Raw genomic sequence first — 16,831 nt, forward strand, 5'->3', positions numbered from 1 at the left:
GCCCCAGGATCTGAGCAACCACCAGAATCGCTGGGGCTGCTTCGCAGCCCTTTCGCGACACAAGGCCGCTCCTACACGATCAAAAGCGACTTGCCCGAAACCATAGAATCTTCCACAGGATCTGGGGAAGGCCCCAATATTGCGACTGTACGCGGCCTCTGTGGGAGCTGGCGACAGCCTGCGATCAGGCCAGCACAAGCCTGCACAGACCTGCGCCGCATGACTCGGTGTGAGAGCGGGCCCTAGGATTTTCGGCAAGAAGTTGCATCAAGATGCCCCGCATTTCGTCGGCTATCGCCGTTGGTGATAAACCTTTTGCTTGATCTGTGGTCCAGTTATCGTTCGGGCATTAGCGAGGGATCTCTGATGCTGCTAAATTGCCATCATTGATCCTGAGTGTAATGCCATGCGCATCGACGGCTTCTCCTCACCCAGCTACCCCATCAAACGCACACCGCGCAAAGCGCCGGTGCGTGATGATGCGGTCGACGATGAAGCCGATATCACCGACGAGCCCGAGCCGCAGCAAACGCACAGCAACCGCCGCTCCAGCAACCTGCCGGCGCGCCAGCAAGACATGATCTTCCCCCGCGCGCGCGACCGCCGCACCGCGACCGCCCTGGCCAGCTACCTGGCTACCGCAGGCTTTACCGAATGGGACATGGAAGTACTGGGGCTCGACCTGTACATTTGACGGATGACTCCGTCCCCATTGCCCTATTTCATCGGTTGCCCCTCCTGGAGCGAAAACGCCTGGCGTGACTACCTCTACCCAGCCGATGCCCGCGCCACCGACTACCTCGGCCTGTACAGCCAGGTGTTCAACGCCGTTGAAGGCAACACCACCTTCTACGCCCGCCCAGCACCAGCAACCGTAGAACGTTGGGCCAGCACCATGCCGCCCGGCTTTCGCTTTACCGCCAAGTTCCCGCGTGACGTCAGCCATGTCGATGACCTGCGTGCACAACTGGACGCCGCCCTGGATTTCACCCGCCTGATGGCCCCGCTCGGCGCCCGCGTGGCGCCTTACTGGTTGCAGCTGCCGGCGCAGTTCGGGCCGGCGCGCTTGGGCGAGCTTGCCTGGTTTCTGGATGAGCTGCAGGTGCCGGTCGCGGTCGAGGTGCGCAACCAGGCGTTCTTCGCCAAGGGTGAGCAAGAGCGCCTGCTCAATCGCCTGCTGTACGAGCGCGGCGTGGAGCGCATCTGCCTCGACCCGCGTGCACTGTTCAGTTGCACCTCGCGCGAGCCCGGCGTGCTGCACGCCCAAGCCAAGAAGCCCAAAGTGCCGCCGCGCCCCTGTGCGTTCAGCCAGCACCCGCAGGTACGTTTCATCGGCCACCCAGAGCTGGCAGCCAACGAACCGTTTCTGGCCCCTTGGGTCGACAAGGTCGCCGGCTGGGTTGAAGAGGGCCGCAGCCCCTATGTGTTCCTGCACACCGCTGACAACTACCAGGCTGCCGCCCTGGCCAAGCGTTTTCACCAGTTGCTGATGGCGCGGCTGCCGGGCCTTGCTGCGCTGCCGGAATTGCCGCGTGCGCCCGAGGTCGAACAGCTGGGCTTACTTTGACGAATGACTGATGATTGCCGGAGGTTGAACCATGGATGTGCAAACCCTGCGAGCCGAAGCCTTCAAGGCGCTGCATGAGCGTGATGGCGCGTTCGTGATGGCCAACCCTTGGGATGCAGGTTCTGCCAGGCTGCTGGCTAGCCTCGGTTTCGAAGCCCTGGCCACCACCAGTGCGGGGCTGGCGTTCAGCCTGGGGCGGCCTGATGCCGAAGGGGCATTGAACCTGGATGAAACCCTGCAAAACGCAGGCGTCATCGTCAATGCCACACCGCTGCCGGTGGCGGCGGACCTGGAGAACGGCTTTGGCGACACACCACAGCACTGCGCCGACGCGATTCTGCGTGCTGCCGAAATCGGCCTGGTGGGCGGCTCCATCGAGGACGCCAGTGGTATCGCCGAGGCGCCGATCTACGACTTTGAACTGTCGGTAGCTCGCGTACGAGAAGCGGTGCGCGCTGCACGCAGCTTGCCGTTCCCGTTCACCTTGTGCGCGCGCGCCGAGAACCTGCTGCATGGCCGTGTGGACCTGAACAATACCATCGCACGGCTGCAGGCCTATGCCGACGCAGGCGCCGATGTGCTGTACGCCCCGGGGCTGCGCACTGCCGAGCAAGTGCGCAAGGTGGTGGAGGCGGTCGCGCCGAAACCTTTGAATGTGCTGATGGGCATGGCCGGCGTGGCGCTTAGCGTGGCTGAGTTGGAGGAACTGGGGGTCAAGCGCATCAGCGTCGGCTCCTCGCTGGCCCGCGCTGCCTTGGGCGGCCTGCAGCGCGCAGCACTGGAAATCCGCGACCAGGGCACCTTCACCTACGGCGAACAGGCCTTGCCGTTCGACCAGCTCAACGACCTGTTCCGCCGCTGAGGCCCTATGCGTAAAGCGTTGTTACTGCTGTTGGGCCTGCTGCTGGTGGCAGGCCTTGCCTGGCAACTCGGGCTGCGCCCGGCGGATGCCTGGAACCCCTGGGCCGTGCTGGACGTGCGCCAGCCGCCGAACCTGCTGACGCCCTACAAGCTGTCGCGCCTGCGCAACGACCCCGAGCTCTGCCGCCAGGCGCTGCAAACCTCTGCGTTGCGTGTGCGCCAGCAGGCCGACAGCGCAGCGAATGCCAATTGCCCGCTGCAAAACGTATGGCGGGTCGAGGCCGGCCAAGCGCGGCTGAGCAGCAGTTTCCTCGCGACTTGCCCGCTGGCGGTGGCATATGCACTGTTCGAGGAGCATGGCCTGCAGCCGGCCGCGCAGCGCGTCTTTGGCCAGCCGGTGGTGCAGGTCGATCATCTGGGCAGTTTTGCCTGCCGCAACATGTACCACCGCAAGCAAGGCCGGTTGAGCCAGCACGCAACCGCCAACGCGCTGGATATCAGCGGTTTTCGCCTGAAGGACGGCCAGCGCATTGTGCTGGCCAAGGACTGGAAAGGCGACGGGCCCAAGGCGCAGTTTCTAAGGCAGGTGCAGGAAGGGGCCTGTGACAGTTTCGATACGGTGCTGGGGCCGGCCTATAACGCGGCGCATCACAACCATTTTCATCTGGACATGGGGCTGTGGCAGATCTGCCGCTGAACTCAGGCGTAGACGCGCACGTTGTTCAGCACCACCGGGCGCGCCCAATGGGTGTCGAACTCAAGGTCGTTCTGCTGCTTGGCCAGGGTCGTGTCATCGAACGGCTCAGGCGCTGGGTCGAGCAGGTTGCGCTCAAGTTCAGCGATAGGCAGGTGTAGCGGGCGCGGCGAGCCGGCAGGGCCTGGCTCATCCAGCGGATGGCCCTGGCTCATGACCACCGGGCGCAGCCAGCTGGTGTTGAGGTCGAGCTGGCGCTGTTGCTCGATCAGTTCGGCGGCGCCAAATGGCTCCGGTGCAGGCGGCAGGAATTTCGCTTCAAGCTCGGCCTTGGGCAGGAACAGGGGTTCAGGCGGGGCGACTTCGGTGTCTTGCACCGGCAGTGCGCGCTGGGTTTCGATCAGTGCCAGTGCCTTGGCACCACCGACAGGTTCGCCGCTTTCCTGGTCGTACTGCACCAGCGCCTGGCTGAAGCTGTCGATCTCGACTTCCTGCTGCTCGGCCATCGCGCTGGCGAAGAAATCCTGCCACAGGTGGCTGACGCCACCCAATGCCTGGGTATTCTGTCGACCGTAGTTGCCGACAGGCGACAAGTAGGTCAAACCGATGGGAAGAGTATCTGTCATGGCAGTCGCGCGCGTTGTGCTCTGGCAGAATAGCGGGATATTCGCTTTATCGGCCTTGGCCGGGCTTTCATTAATTTTTTCGAGTGCGTGAACCGATGGTTGAGCAAGTGCAGGGCGCAGGTATCCGGGTCGAGGCGTTGGCGCCGCAATTTCAGGCCCAGGCGCAGCAATGGGCCGCACGCCTGGGTTTGCCGTTGGTTGCCGAGAACGCCGAATTTGCCGTGCAGTTTGGTGAAGATGGCCTGCAGATCCAACAACTTGGCCCGCAGGCACCGGGCCCTGTTCGTGTCGATTTCGTCGAAGGCCAGGCGGCGCACCGGCGCTTGTTCGGTGGCGGCAGCGGGCAGATGATCGCCAAGGCCGTGGGCATCGCCCAGGGCGTGCGCCCGCAGGTGCTCGACGCCACCGCAGGGCTTGGCAAGGATGCCTTCGTGCTTGCAAGCCTGGGCTGCCAGATGACCCTGATCGAGCGCCAGCCGTTGGTTGCTGCCTTGCTCGAAGATGGCCTGGCTCGCGCCCGGGGTGATGGCGAGGTGGGTGCAATCGTCGAGCGCATGCGCCTGCTCGGCGGCAATTCGATCGAGCGCATGCGCAACTGGGAAGGGGAGCCGCCGCAGGTGATCTACCTGGACCCAATGTTCCCGCACCGCGACAAGAGCGCGCTGGTGAAAAAAGAGATGCGCGTGTTCCGCCCGCTGGTTGGCGATGACCTGGATGCGCCGGCCCTGCTTGAGGCCGCTTTGGCGCTGGCCACCCATCGGGTGGTGGTCAAACGGCCGCGCAAGGCGCCGATCATTGATGGGCCCAAACCGAGCCATAGCCTTGAGGGCAAGTCGAGCCGGTATGACATCTACCCGAAGAAGGCTTTGAAGGCCTGATCGAGCCCAGGCAGGAGATCACCCAGCCCTTCCGAGCAAGCCCGCTCCCACGTTTCTATGAAAGTCAGTTAGTTGGCGTTTGTTTTATGAGGGCTGGCACCAGCCTGCGATGAGGCGGGCCTGTCAATCGAAGGGCTAAAGTCGGTAGGCCCGCACAAAGACCCCCACCACCTCCCGCACATGCGCCTCGGCTGCCTCCCCCTCCAGCGGCCCGGCACACCCCAGCAACAACCGGTAATCCGGCGCACCTTTGACCAAGCAGAAAAAATGCTCCGCGGCATGCAGCGGATTCTCGATGCGCAGCAACCCGCGCTCGTCGGCCTGGCGCAACAGCGCTTCCATGCCTGCCAGCACCTGCTTGGGCCCGGCTTCATAGAAGTACTGCCCGAACCCCGGGTCATGGCTGCCTTGCGCCATGATCAAGCGGCTGAGCTTGACGGCCTCGTCGCTGCTGATCAATGCCTGGAAGCCGCGGGCGATTTTCAGCAGTACCTCTTCCACCGGCACCCCGTCGGGGTAGGCAAAGATCAGGTCCGGCAGTTGAATCTGGCAGGTAGCCATGACCGCCGCTGCAAACAGCGTCTGTTTGTCGGTGAAATGGCTGTACACGGTGAGTTTTGAAACACCTGCCGCCGAAGCGACTGCATCCATGCTGGTGTTGGCGTAGCCAAGGCTGAGAAACAGCGACTTGGCGGCTTCAAGGATGGCCTCGCGCTTGGCCAGGTCCTTTGGCCGGCCTGGGCCGATGGGTGCGTCGTTGGGCATGGGGAACCGTATGGGCTGTAAAAGGTGGCCATATTACCGGGTCACGGGCAATCCGGGGGCTGCCCGCTAATCTGGTTTTTATCTCGGGCAGTGCTTCCCGGAGGCGTTTGGCTGATTTAGTATACTCGTCAGTATAAATATTGCTGCGCCCACTGCCCAAGGTCTTCCATCATGTTGCGTCTTGCGTTGTCGTTCGCCTTGCCCACTGCTCTTGTGTTGCTCACTGCCTGCGGCCAGGAGGCCGCGCCACCTGCTGCGCCGCGCCCGGCGCTAGTGGTTCAGCCACAACCGGCAGGGGCTTCGGCCGACAGCTACCCCGGTGAAGTGCGGGCGCGGTTCGAGCCGGAGCTTGCGTTTCGTATCGCCGGCAAGGTGAGCAAACGCCTGGTCGAAGAGGGCCAGCGGGTCAATGCCGAACAGGCCCTGGCCGAGCTGGACCCACAGGATGTGCGCCTGCAACTGGAAGCCAACCGCGCGCAATTGGCTGCTGCCGAAGCCAACCTGGCGCTGGTGCGCGCCGAGCGTGAGCGCTACCAGAAGCTGCTCGACCGGGGCATGGTCAGCCATTCGCAGTTCGATAACGCCGAAAACCTCTACCGCGCAGGCTTGGCCCGCCTCAAGCAAGCCAAGGCCGAGGCGGATGTCGCCGGCAATCAGGCTGCGTATGCCGTGCTGCGTGCGCCGCAAGCCGGGGTGATTGCCAAGCGCCAGGTTGAAGTGGGCCAAGTGGTCGCGGCTGGGCAGACCGTGTTTACCCTCGCCGCTGATGGCGAACGGGAAGTAGCCATCGGCGTGCCAGAGCAGCAGTTCGCCCAGTTTGCCGTGGGCCAGGCGGTGAGCGTTGAGCTATGGTCGCACCCCAACCAGCGCTTCGAAGGGCGTATCCGTGAGCTGTCGCCTGCGGCAGACCCTCGTTCGCGCACCTTCGCCGCCCGCATCGCCTTTACCGGCAAGGCGCCGGCGGAATTGGGCCAGAGCGCACGGGTGTTCATCGCCCATGCCGAGCAGGCACCGTTGGCCGTGCCGCTGGCGGCGGTCAGCGCCGAGGGCGGGCAGGCGTATGTGTGGCGGGTCGGCAAGGACAACCGTCTGCAACGGGCTGCCGTGCGCCTTGGCGCCTACGGTGCCGAAAGCGTGCCCGTGCTCGAAGGCCTGCAGGCTGGCGACTGGGTGGTTGCCGCCGGAGGCCATGTGCTGCGCGAAGGCCAGCAGGTGCGGCCAGTGGACCGCAACAACCGTGACGTGAACCTGGCGGGCAAGGAGTAGGTCAGCATGGGTTTCAATCTTTCTGCCTGGGCGCTGCGCAATCGCCAGATCGTGCTGTTCCTGATGATCCTGCTGGCTGCGGTCGGCGCTGTTTCCTACACAAAGTTGGGGCAAAGCGAAGACCCGCCGTTCACCTTCAAGGCCATGGTCATCCATACCCAGTGGCCGGGGGCCAGTGCCGAGGAGGTCTCGCGCCAGGTTACCGAGCGTATCGAGAAGAAGCTCATGGAAACCGGCGAGTACGAGAAAATCGTCTCGTTCTCGCGCCCCGGTGAGTCCGAGGTCACCTTCGCTGCCCGCGATTCGCTGCACTCCAAGGACATCCCCGAGCTGTGGTACCAGATCCGCAAGAAGGTCGAGGACATCCGCCATACCTTGCCGCCCGAGGTCAAAGGCCCATATTTCAATGATGAATTCGGCACCACGTTCGGCAATATCTACGCCCTGACCGGCCCAGGTTTCGATTACGCGGTGCTCAAGGATTACGCCGACCGCGTCCAGGTGCAGTTGCAGCGGGTCAAGGACGTCGGCAAGGTCGAGTTGGTCGGGCTGCAGGATGAAAAAATCTGGATCGAGCTGTCCAACACCAAGCTGGCCACCCTTGGCGTGCCGCTGAGTGCGGTGCAGCAGGCCCTGCGCGAGCAGAACGCGGTAACCACCGCCGGCTTTTTCGAGACCCCCAGCGAGCGCCTGCAATTGCGCGTCAGCGGGCGTTTTGACAGTGTCGAGCAGATTCGCCAGTTCCCCATTCGGGTCGGCGACCGTACCTTCCGTATCGGCGATGTCGCCCAAGTGCAGCGCGGCTTCAATGACCCACCCGCCCCGCGCATGCGTTTCATGGGTGAAGACGCCATCGGCCTTGCGGTGTCGATGAAAGATGGCGGCGATATTCTTGTGCTGGGCAAGGCCCTTGAAGACGAGTTCGCCCGCCTGGCGCGCAGCCTGCCGGCTGGCATGGAGCTGAGCAAGGTGTCTGACCAGCCCGCAGCGGTGAAGGCCGGGGTGGGGGAGTTTGTCCAGGTGCTGGTCGAGGCGCTGGCCATTGTGTTGCTGGTGAGCTTCTTCTCGCTCGGCGTGCGTACAGGCCTGGTGGTGGCGCTGGCGATCCCGCTGGTGCTGGCCATGACCTTTGCCTTGATGCACTACTTCGGCATCGGCCTGCACAAGATTTCCCTTGGCGCGCTGGTGCTGGCGCTGGGCTTGCTGGTGGATGACGCGATCATCGCGGTCGAGATGATGGCGATCAAGATGGAGCAGGGCTACGACCGCCTCAAGGCCGCCAGTTACGCCTGGACCAGCACAGCGTTCCCGATGCTCACTGGCACCCTGATTACCGCTGCGGGCTTCTTGCCCATTGCCACGGCGGCGTCGAGTACCGGCGAGTACACCCGGTCAATCTTCCAGGTGGTGACCATCGCGCTGCTGACCTCGTGGGTAGCGGCGGTGGTGTTCGTGCCGTACCTGGGCGAGCGCCTGTTGCCAGACCTGGCCAAGCGCCACGCGGCCCGCCACGGCAGTGACGGGCAGGCCCCGGACCCTTATGCCACGCCGTTCTACCAGCGCGTGCGGCGCGTGGTGGGCTGGTGCGTGCAGCGGCGCAAGACGGTAATCGTGCTGACCATCGCGGCGTTTGTCGGCAGCATCCTGCTGTTTCGTTTCGTGCCCCAGCAGTTCTTCCCGGCCTCGGGCCGCCCTGAGCTCATGGTCGACCTCAAGCTTGCCGAAGGCGCTTCGCTGAACAACACCGCCGAGCGCGTGCGCCAGTTGGAGGCGATGTTCAAGCAGCAGGAGGGCATCGATAATTTCGTGGCCTATGTCGGCACCGGCTCGCCGCGCTTTTACCTGCCGCTTGACCAGCAACTGCCAGCGGCCAGTTTTGCCCAGTTCGTGGTGCTGGCTAAATCCATCGATGAGCGCGAACGCCTGCGTAGCTGGCTGATCGCGACGCTCGACGAGCAGTTCCCCGACCTGCGTGGCCGTGTCACGCGCCTGGAAAACGGCCCGCCGGTGGGCTACCCGGTGCAGTTCCGGGTAACCGGCGAGCACATCGAAAAAGTCCGCGCCCTGGCCCGCGAGGTGGCGGCGAAGGTGCGCGAGAACCCGCATGTGGTCAACGTGCACCTGGACTGGGAAGAACCCAGCAAGGCGGTGTACCTGAACATCGACCAGGACCGCGCCCGCGCCCTCGGGGTGAGCACTTCGCACCTGTCGAGTTTCCTGCAAAGCTCGCTGACTGGCAGCAACGTCAGCCAGTACCGCGAAGACAACGAATTGATCGAGATTGTGCTGCGCGGCACCGAACAGGAACGCCGCGAACTGGGCAACCTCGCCAGCCTGGCACTGCCGACCGACAACGGCCAGAGCGTGGCGCTGAGCCAGGTGGCAACGCTTGAATACGGCTTCGAAGAAGGGGTGATCTGGCACCGCAACCGCCTGCCGACAGTCACCGTGCGCGCCGATATCTACGACAACACCCAGCCGGCCACCTTGACCCACCAGATTCTGCCGACCCTGCAACAGATCAAGACCGCTTTGCCGGATGGCTACCTGCTGGAGGTGGGCGGCACGGTCGAGGATTCCGAGCGCGGCCAACGTTCAGTGAACGCCGGCATGCCGCTGTTCATCGTGGTGGTGCTGAGCCTGCTGATGATTCAGCTGCGCAGCTTCTCGCGGATGTTCATGGTGTTCCTCACCGCGCCTCTGGGGCTGATTGGCGTGACCCTGTTCCTGCTGGTATTTCGCCAACCGTTCGGATTCGTGGCGATGCTGGGCACCATTGCCCTGGCGGGCATGATCATGCGCAACTCGGTGATTCTGGTCGACCAGATCGAGCAGGACATCGCCGCAGGGCTGGGCCGTTGGGAGGCGATCATCGAAGCGACAGTACGGCGCTTCCGGCCTATCGTGCTGACGGCATTGGCGGCGGTACTGGCGATGATTCCGCTGTCGCGTAGCGTGTTCTACGGGCCGATGGCGGTGGCGATCATGGGCGGCTTGATCGTGGCGACGGTACTCACCCTGTTGTTCCTGCCGGCGCTGTATGCGGCGTGGTTCAGGGTGAAGAAGGGCTGACGCGGGTTGCTTTTGAATGTGTAGGAGCGGCCTTGTGCCGTGAAAGGGCTGCGTAGCAGCCCCGGGATTTTTGCATCACGCGAATATCCAGGGGCTGCTGTGCAGCCCTTTCGCGACACAAGGTCGCTCCTACAAAACCCGCATGCAATAGCGCTTCAAAGCGCGCCAAACACCTTCTTGGCAATGCTGGTAGCAGCCTGGGCAGGGTTCTTGCGAATAGTCTCTTCCTGCTTGGCGATCATTTCGAACAGGCCATCGAGGGCTTTTTCGGTCACGTAGCTCTCGATGTTGGCGCTCTTGGCGTCGACCACCCCCAGGCTTGCGGCCTGGCCTGCGAAGTTGTTGTACTGCTTGGCCAGCCCCACTTGGTCGGTGGCTTGTTTCACGATAGGCAGGAACTTGGCGCGGATCTGCTCGCGGCTGCTCTTGTTGAGGTACTGGGTAGCCGAGTCGTTGCCGCCGCTGAGGATGCCCTTGGCGTCGGTCACGGTCATCTTCTTCACGGCATCCAGCAACAGTGCCTGCGCCTGCGGCACAGCGGCCTCAGCGGCTTTGTTCATGCTGTTTTCCAGGGCATCGACCTGGTCACCTTTACCAAACATCTTCATCGCCTTTGCGGCCTTGCCCAGCTTGCCCGGCAGCTCGATGCGCACATCGGGGTTGTTGTTGAAGCCACCCGGGGTGCTCAGTTGCTTGACGGCAACCTGGGCGCCTTGGCTGAGGGCGTCTTTCAGGCCGGTGGAGGCGTCACCTTGGGACAGGTCGCCAAGCGACAAGGCCATGGCGCTGGCCGACAGCAGCAGGCCGGCACACAGGGTGGTGAAGCGCAGGGAGGTGCGAAGCATGGAGGTTTCCTTGTGAACGGAATGGAACGGGGTTCAGCGCACCGGGTCGACCTTGATCCGCAGCGGTTGCGGGTCTTGGCCGTCCAACGTCACGCTATGGTGCTCGGTGTTAATGAACAATAGCTCGCCATCGAGTTCAATGCGCGCGCTCACCGCGTAGCTGTGGCCCGGCATGATCTGTTCTAGATCGTAGCTTAAGCTAAACGGCAGTGGCACGTTGCCTTCGACCGGCCCAGCTTGCGATGCCAGGATCACGGACGATGCGTCCGCCCACGATACGTCTTCCAGGCTCACGCTCAAGTGGGCGCCCAGTGGCAGGGCGATGCGCTGCATGTAGAACACTTCGCCTTCGAGGGTGGTGTAGCACGCAGGTGGGGAGTCTGAACTGGCTTCGGGAAGGTTGGCGCTGCGTGGGGTAATGAACTCTTTCATGTAATCTCCGTCGTTTGAGGGGGCTTGGTTTATGCCCACCCCGGACGTTAGTGGGTTCACTACAGGCAGCGCAGGGGGAATTTCGCTCACTCAGTGGCGGCCATGCGGGAGTGCGGGGCTGCAGTGCAGCCCTCTGTAAATTACTCAGCCAGTACCGTGTGCGCCTGATCTTCCTGGTGCAACGCCACTTGGCGAATCGACAGGCGCAGCTCTGCCGACAGCACGCGCTTGGCCGCACCTTCGGCCAGCTCGCCGAGCTTGCTGTGATAACCCAGCTTGCCGTCGGCATCGGGCGTGAGCACGCCTTCGCGCACCAGGGTCTGGATGAAGTGGCGGAACAAGGTCTTGTCGAAAAACTCTGGGGCATTGAGCCCATGCAGAATCGACAGGCGCTGCGCCATCATCACGCACAGCTCTTCGAGTTGCTCGGCGCTCAGGCTGTGCTGGCCGCTGTTGAGCAGCAGCGAGGTGGCCATGTAGAAGCGTTGCAGGGTCTGGGTGATGGTGCGTGCCAGCAGGGTCAGCAGCACGAACTGGCGCGAGCTGGGCGCCGGGCGCAGGTACACGCCATTTTCGAAACGCAGCAGGCCCTGCTCGACCAGCGCTGCCAGCCATTGGTCGATCACCTCGTCCAGCTCTGCAGGCTCCCAGCGCAGGAACAGCTCAGCCTGCAAATAGGGGTACAACGCGGTGACGTAGCGCCCGATCAGTTCGCGGCTGATGCGCGAGCTGCTTTGGAAGAAGCTGGCCAGTAGCCCCGGCAGGGCGAAAATGTGCAGCACGTTGTTGCGGTAATAGGTCATCAGCACCGCATTGCCTTCATCCAGGTACAGGATGCGGCCCATCGCGTCCTTCTGCTCGGCCAGCAGGTCCATGCCCAGTACGTGGCTGATCATGGCGGGGCCATCGCCTTCGGGCAGGGTGGTGTGCGCCGAATAGGGCACTTGGCGCAGCAGCGTCATGTACAGGTCGAGAACCCGCACCAAGGCGCGTTCGTCCAAGGCCATGCGGCTGGTGGACAGCAGTGCCATGGCCACCAGGTTGACCGGGTTGACCGCCGCCGCACCGTTGAGGTGGCGGGCCACGGTCTCGCCAAGGCGGGTGGTGGTTTCGTTGAGCCAGGCCGGGCGGTATTGCGGCGCCAGGTCCTGGATGCGCCACTCCGGCTGGTGCTGGTCGAGGAAACCGGCCAGGCGGATCGGCTCGCCGAAGTTCACGGCCACCTGGCCAAAGCGCTGCCTGAGCGCGCCAATGACCTTGAAGATGTCAAAGATCGACTCTTTTTTCTTGCTCGCCCCGCGCAGCTCGCCCAGGTAGGTGCGCCCTTCGAGTACCCGCTCATAGCCGATGTACACCGGCACAAACACGATGGGGGTCCGCGAGGAGCGCAGGAAGCTGCGCAGGGTGATGGCCAGCATGCCCGGGCGTGGCTGCAGCATACGCCCGGTGCGCGAGCGGCCACCTTCGACGAAGTACTCCACCGGGAAGCCCTTGGTGAACAGGGTGTGCAGGTATTCGTTGAACACGGCGGTGTACAGCGGGTTGCCCTTGAAGGTGCGGCGCATGAAGAACGCGCCGCCACGGCGCAGCAGGCTGCCGATCACCGGCATGTTGAGGTTGATGCCGGCGGCGATGTGCGGCGGCGTCAGGCCATTGCGGAACAACAGGTACGACAGCAGCAGGTAGTCGATATGGCTGCGGTGGCACGGCACGTAGATCACTTCGTGACCGGGGGCGATGCCTTGGACCTGCTCGATGTGGTTGACCTTGATGCCGTCGTAGATTTTGTTCCAGAACCAGCTGAGCACCACCTCAAGGAAGCGGATGGCGGTGTAGGTGTAGTCGGATGCGATCTCGTTGCCGTAGTGCAGCGCCTTGGCCTCGGCCTTGGCGTAGGAGATGTTCTCGCGTTCGGCTTCCTCGCTGATGGCCTGGCGCACCAGCGGATCACGGATCAGCCCTTTGACCAGATTGCGCCGGTGCGAGATGTCCGGGCCGATGACCGCGGTCTTGAGGTTGCGAAAATGCACGCGCATGACGCGCTGGGCCATGCGCACGGTGCGTTCATGGCCTTTGTTGTGGTCGACCAGCTCACGCAGGTGAATGGGCGCCGAGAACTGCACGCGGGTCTTGCGCCCCAGAATCAGAATGCTCAGCAGCCGGCGCAGGCGCCCGGTGACGGCCCAACTGTCGGCGAACAGCAGCTTCCACGGGCTTGATTCACTGGCCGGAGTCTGCCCCCAGAACACGCTGACCGGGATGATTTGCGCGTCTTCTTCGGGGTGTTGGGTAATTGCCGATACCAGCCGCTCCAGGGTCGGCGGTGCGCCGCGTTTGTCCTGGCGGCCGAGCCAGTCGGGGTCGGGGGTGAGGTAGAAGAACGCCGCGGCTTCCTGCAACGGCCCAACCACGACGGGGAGCACCGGGCGCGGCAGCCCCGCTTTGGTGCATTCGTGGTCGATCACGGCAAGGTCGGTGAGCGACGGCGAGGGCAGGGCATAGAACACCGGGCGGCTGCGGTCGAGCTTGAGGGTGAGTGAGGACTGGTTGATGGTCTCGGAGCGCACCCACAGGTACAGGACGCGGCGCAGGGCGCCGAAGATCAGGCGGCGCAAGGGGGAACGGGTCATCGAGTCATTGCCCTGGCTAAGGGGTTTCGGGGTTTTTCCATGGCGTTAGTCTGCCGTATCTGCGTAAGTTCAGCAAAAATCGGCATAAACGCGGGGCGTCATCAAATATTTTTCTGGCCTGCCATATACTCGGCCTGCCGCTTGCTTGGTATTCACCCAAGCGGCGACGGCGCAGGTGGTGAGCCTGGGCCGGCAAGGCGATCTTCAAAATAAAAAACCGGAGTAGTTCAGATGTCGTCTCGTGAGACTGGGAATGTGAAGTGGTTCAACGATGCCAAGGGTTATGGCTTCATTCAGCGCGACGGTGGGGCGGATGTGTTCGTCCACTATCGGGCTATCCGCGGAGAGGGGCATCGCACCCTGGTCGAGGGGCAACAGGTGGAGTACGCATTGGTGCAGGGCCAGAAAGGCCTGCAGGCTGAAGACGTCGTCGGTCTCTGACCCTTCAAGCCTCAAGCTGCAAGCTTTCCGTGGAGCTTGCAGCCTGATGCGATCCAGCTTGCAGCTTGCTCTCAGTGTGTGCGCCAGGTGATTTCTTCTTCGCCGTCGGCGCTGATCCGTACCCAGCGGTCGGCATCTTCTTCCCCGTCTTCTTCAGCCCAGCTACCCGGTGCACAGCGCACTTCGACGTTGAGTGCGGCAAAGGCTGCGCGGGCGCAAGCGATGTCATCGGCCCAGGGGGTGTGCTCGCTTTCCAGGTACAGGCTGTTCCATTTCCCTACAGCCTTCGGTAACCAAGTGACCGGAATGTTACCGGCCATGCACTTGAAGGTCTGACCTTTCTGCTTCCATTCGCTGCACGGGCCCAAGGCCTGGGCGAGCCAGTCGGCGATCTGCTTGTGATCGACGTCGGCGTCTTTCAGATAAATTTCGATATCGGGTTGGCGCATTGGGGGCTCCGGGTGTGCTCAGTCTTGGCGCACAAAATAGTCATAACGCATGGAAACCGTCACCTCGAACGGCGCGGCCTGGTCGATCACCTGGGCGCGCTTTTCGGCGCTGGCGCGCCAGCCGTGTGGCGTCATGGCCAGCAGGTCGGCGCGGGCCTTGGGCGCGGCCAGGCTCAGACGGAATTCGAGCACTTCGCTGTGGGCGTGGGCCATGCCTTGGGGGACCAGGGCCAAGTGCTTGTCATCGGCGTAGGGGCGCACTTCATCGTAGAGCACTTCACGCAGTTCCATCAGGTGGCCGCTGGTCGGGCCTACCCGCATCAGGCCGCCACCCGGCGCCAGCAGGCGCTTGGCTTCGGCCCAGTCGAGCGGGCTGAACACACTGGCGATAAAATTGCAGCTGACATCGGCCATCGGCACGCGGGCCATGCTGGCGACCATCCAGGTGAGTTGCGGTGCGCGCCGGCAAGCGCGCTTGACCGCTTCGCGGGAAATATCCAGCGCATAGCCGTCAGATGCGGGCAAGGCTTGGGCGAGCAGGGCGGTGTAGTAGCCCTCGCCGCAACCGATGTCCAGCCAAGTGCGCGGCGCACGCTCGGCGGCCAGGGCTGCCAGGCGTTGCGCGACCGGGGCGTAGTGGCCGCCGTCGAGAAAATCCCGGCGCGCCTCGACCATGGCCTGGTTGTCGCCGGGGTCGCGGCTGTTCTTGTGCTGCACCGGCAGCAGGTTCAGGTAACCCTGGCGAGCGCGGTCGAAACGGTGGCCGGCCGGGCAGGCGACGCCATTGTCGAGCGGCGCCAGCGGCGCCTGGCAAAGTGGGCAGGCAAGCATCAGGCGAGCAACCGTACCAGGGTCTGGTAGTAGATTTCAGTCAACAGGTCGAGATCGCTGGCCAGGATGCGCTCGTCCACCTGATGGATGGTGGCGTTGACCGGACCAAGCTCGACGACCTGGGTACCCATGGTGGCGATGAAGCGCCCATCGGAGGTGCCACCGCTGGTGGAGGCCTGGGTGTCGCGGCCGGTGACCGCCTTGATGCTCGACGACACGGCATCGAGCAGCTCGCCCGGTTCGGTCAGGAACGGCAGGCCCGACAACGCCCAGTCGATGCTCCAGTCCAGTTGGTGCTTGTCGAGAATCGCCGCCACCCGCTGTTGCAGGCCTTCGACGGTGGACTCGGTGGAGAAGCGGAAGTTGAACAATGCGCTCAGCTCGCCTGGCACCACATTGGTGGCGCCCGTACCGGAATTGAGGTTGGAGATCTGGAAGCTGGTGGGCGGGAAGAACGCGTTGCCTTCGTCCCAGTGCTCGGCGGCAAGCTCGGCCAGCGCTGGCGCTGCCAGGTGGATTGGGTTGCGCGCCAGGTGCGGGTAGGCCACGTGGCCTTGCTTGCCGCGCACGGTCAGCTTGGCACCGAGCGAGCCGCGACGGCCGTTCTTGACCACATCACCCAGCAAGTCGGTGCTCGACGGTTCGCCGACGATGCACCAGTCCATGCGCTCGTTGCGCGCCTTGAGCACTTCCACCACCGCCTTGGTGCCGTGGTGTGCCGGGCCTTCTTCGTCGCTGGTGATCAGGAAGGCGACCTTGCCGCGATGGTTGGGGTACTGCGCGACGAAGCGCTCGCAGGCGACCACCATCGAGGCCAGGCTGCCCTTCATGTCGGCGGCGCCACGGCCGCAGAGCATGCCGTCCTGGTCGATCAGCGCATTGAACGGCTCATGTTGCCACTGCTGCACCGGGCCGGTCGGTACCACGTCGGTGTGGCCGGCGAAGCACAGCACCGGGCCTTCGCCAGTGCCATGGGTGGCCCAGAAGTTGTCGACGTCCTCGATACGCATGGGTTCGAGCTTGAAGCCTGCGGCGCCGAGGCGATTCATCATCTGGGCCTGGCAGTCGGCATCGACCGGGGTGACCGATGGGCGACGGATCAGGTCGCAGGCCAGTTGCAGGGTAGGCGAAAGCTCGGCTGGGGCCGTCATGGGGTACTCCGGGGCAAGGCAAGGCGGGGAAATCTGAGGGGCGTTATCTTATATCAAACACGTTGCGCCGACACGGTGTAGTGGGCGTGGGAGCCGCAATCCTGCACTGGGCTCATCGCAGGCTGTCGCCAGCTCCCACAAAAACTGTGCCCGGCCTCGGCATCATGGCCCGGCGCAGTCTTTGTGGGAGATTCTATGGTTTTTGTACAAGCCTGTTCTCGCCAGACATATCTCCTTGTGGCGAGCTCCCTTGTGGCGAGCGGGCTTGCCCCGCGTTGGGCTGCGCAGCAGCCCATTGGGTTTTCAGGGCTGCTGCGCAGCCC

Annotated in this window: 16 protein-coding genes; 8 read left to right on the plus strand and 8 right to left on the minus strand. The window is 63.7% G+C overall.

The genetic code is table 11. The annotated features are described in order from the left end of the window. Positions 1-406 precede the first annotated feature (406 nt). The 4 genes from HU720_RS21085 to HU720_RS21100 are packed head-to-tail and all read left to right on the plus strand — an operon-like array spanning position 407 to position 3,125. Positions 407-694: a hypothetical protein gene (locus HU720_RS21085; protein WP_186522518.1), complete on the plus strand. Its 288-nt coding sequence runs from the start codon at positions 407-409 to the stop codon at positions 692-694. A gap of 3 nt (positions 695-697) precedes the next feature. Continuing rightward, positions 698-1,567: a DUF72 domain-containing protein gene (locus tag HU720_RS21090; RefSeq protein WP_186522519.1), complete on the plus strand. Its 870-nt coding sequence runs from the start codon at positions 698-700 to the stop codon at positions 1,565-1,567. Positions 1,568-1,598: 31 nt separating this feature from the next. Then, the gene (locus tag HU720_RS21095; protein WP_186522520.1) at positions 1,599-2,429 is read left to right on the plus strand and encodes an isocitrate lyase/phosphoenolpyruvate mutase family protein; all 831 of its coding nucleotides are present in this window, start codon (positions 1,599-1,601) and stop codon (positions 2,427-2,429) included. Between the two features lie 6 nt (positions 2,430-2,435). Further along, positions 2,436-3,125 carry an extensin family protein gene (locus HU720_RS21100; protein ID WP_186522521.1) on the plus strand — a complete coding sequence of 230 codons (690 nt, stop codon included), beginning with the start codon at positions 2,436-2,438 and terminating at the stop codon, positions 3,123-3,125. A 2-nt stretch (positions 3,126-3,127) separates the two neighbouring features. Here the strand turns inward: HU720_RS21100 and HU720_RS21105 are convergent, their stop codons facing one another. Continuing rightward, positions 3,128-3,748 carry an energy transducer TonB gene (locus tag HU720_RS21105; protein ID WP_186522522.1) on the minus strand — a complete coding sequence of 207 codons (621 nt, stop codon included), beginning with the start codon at positions 3,746-3,748 and terminating at the stop codon, positions 3,128-3,130. A 95-nt stretch (positions 3,749-3,843) separates the two neighbouring features. On the opposite strand from HU720_RS21105, the gene HU720_RS21110 reads away from it, so the two are divergent. Beyond that, positions 3,844-4,626 carry a class I SAM-dependent methyltransferase gene (locus HU720_RS21110; protein WP_186522523.1) on the plus strand — a complete coding sequence of 261 codons (783 nt, stop codon included), beginning with the start codon at positions 3,844-3,846 and terminating at the stop codon, positions 4,624-4,626. Between the two features lie 135 nt (positions 4,627-4,761). Here HU720_RS21110 and HU720_RS21115 read toward each other — a convergent pair whose 3' ends face one another. Further along, positions 4,762-5,403: a TetR/AcrR family transcriptional regulator gene (locus tag HU720_RS21115; protein WP_339598270.1), complete on the minus strand. Its 642-nt coding sequence runs from the start codon at positions 5,401-5,403 to the stop codon at positions 4,762-4,764. Between the two features lie 159 nt (positions 5,404-5,562). Between HU720_RS21115 and HU720_RS21120 the strand changes: the two genes are divergently transcribed. Beyond that, the gene (locus HU720_RS21120; RefSeq protein ID WP_186522525.1) at positions 5,563-6,657 is read left to right on the plus strand and encodes an efflux RND transporter periplasmic adaptor subunit; all 1,095 of its coding nucleotides are present in this window, start codon (positions 5,563-5,565) and stop codon (positions 6,655-6,657) included. Positions 6,658-6,663: 6 nt separating this feature from the next. Then, positions 6,664-9,729 (plus strand): efflux RND transporter permease subunit, encoded by a 3,066-nt coding sequence (locus HU720_RS21125; RefSeq protein WP_186522526.1) that lies wholly within the window; start codon positions 6,664-6,666, stop codon positions 9,727-9,729. Positions 9,730-9,884: 155 nt separating this feature from the next. Here the strand turns inward: HU720_RS21125 and HU720_RS21130 are convergent, their stop codons facing one another. From HU720_RS21130 to plsB, 3 genes are all read right to left on the minus strand, one after another. Then, entirely contained in the window at positions 9,885-10,574 is a 690-nt protein-coding gene (locus tag HU720_RS21130; protein WP_186522527.1) for a DUF4197 domain-containing protein, read from the minus strand. A gap of 33 nt (positions 10,575-10,607) precedes the next feature. After that, complete coding sequence (locus HU720_RS21135; RefSeq protein WP_186522528.1) at positions 10,608-11,006, minus strand: YbaY family lipoprotein; 399 nt, start codon at positions 11,004-11,006, stop codon at positions 10,608-10,610. Between the two features lie 140 nt (positions 11,007-11,146). Further along, positions 11,147-13,636 (minus strand): glycerol-3-phosphate 1-O-acyltransferase PlsB, encoded by a 2,490-nt coding sequence (gene plsB / locus HU720_RS21140; protein WP_186522529.1) that lies wholly within the window; start codon positions 13,634-13,636, stop codon positions 11,147-11,149. A gap of 231 nt (positions 13,637-13,867) precedes the next feature. On the opposite strand from plsB, the gene HU720_RS21145 reads away from it, so the two are divergent. Next, positions 13,868-14,077 carry a cold-shock protein gene (locus tag HU720_RS21145; RefSeq protein WP_110992443.1) on the plus strand — a complete coding sequence of 70 codons (210 nt, stop codon included), beginning with the start codon at positions 13,868-13,870 and terminating at the stop codon, positions 14,075-14,077. A 71-nt stretch (positions 14,078-14,148) separates the two neighbouring features. Here the strand turns inward: HU720_RS21145 and HU720_RS21150 are convergent, their stop codons facing one another. Genes HU720_RS21150 through dapE form a run of 3 tightly spaced genes read right to left on the minus strand, consistent with a single transcriptional unit; the run spans position 14,149 to position 16,508 of the window. After that, positions 14,149-14,526, minus strand: coding sequence for a hypothetical protein (locus HU720_RS21150; protein ID WP_186522530.1), 378 nt, complete (start codon positions 14,524-14,526; stop codon positions 14,149-14,151). Positions 14,527-14,544: 18 nt separating this feature from the next. After that, positions 14,545-15,357: a putative RNA methyltransferase gene (locus HU720_RS21155; protein ID WP_186522531.1), complete on the minus strand. Its 813-nt coding sequence runs from the start codon at positions 15,355-15,357 to the stop codon at positions 14,545-14,547. After that, positions 15,357-16,508, minus strand: a complete 1,152-nt coding sequence (gene dapE, locus HU720_RS21160; protein ID WP_186522532.1) for a succinyl-diaminopimelate desuccinylase — start codon at positions 16,506-16,508, stop codon at positions 15,357-15,359. The genes HU720_RS21155 and dapE overlap by 1 nt, the downstream gene beginning before the upstream one ends. Between the last annotated feature and the right edge of the window lie 323 nt (positions 16,509-16,831).

The organism is Pseudomonas sp. SWRI51 (assembly GCF_014268825.1).
GTDB classification, from domain to species: Bacteria; Pseudomonadota; Gammaproteobacteria; order Pseudomonadales; family Pseudomonadaceae; genus Aquipseudomonas; species Aquipseudomonas farsensis.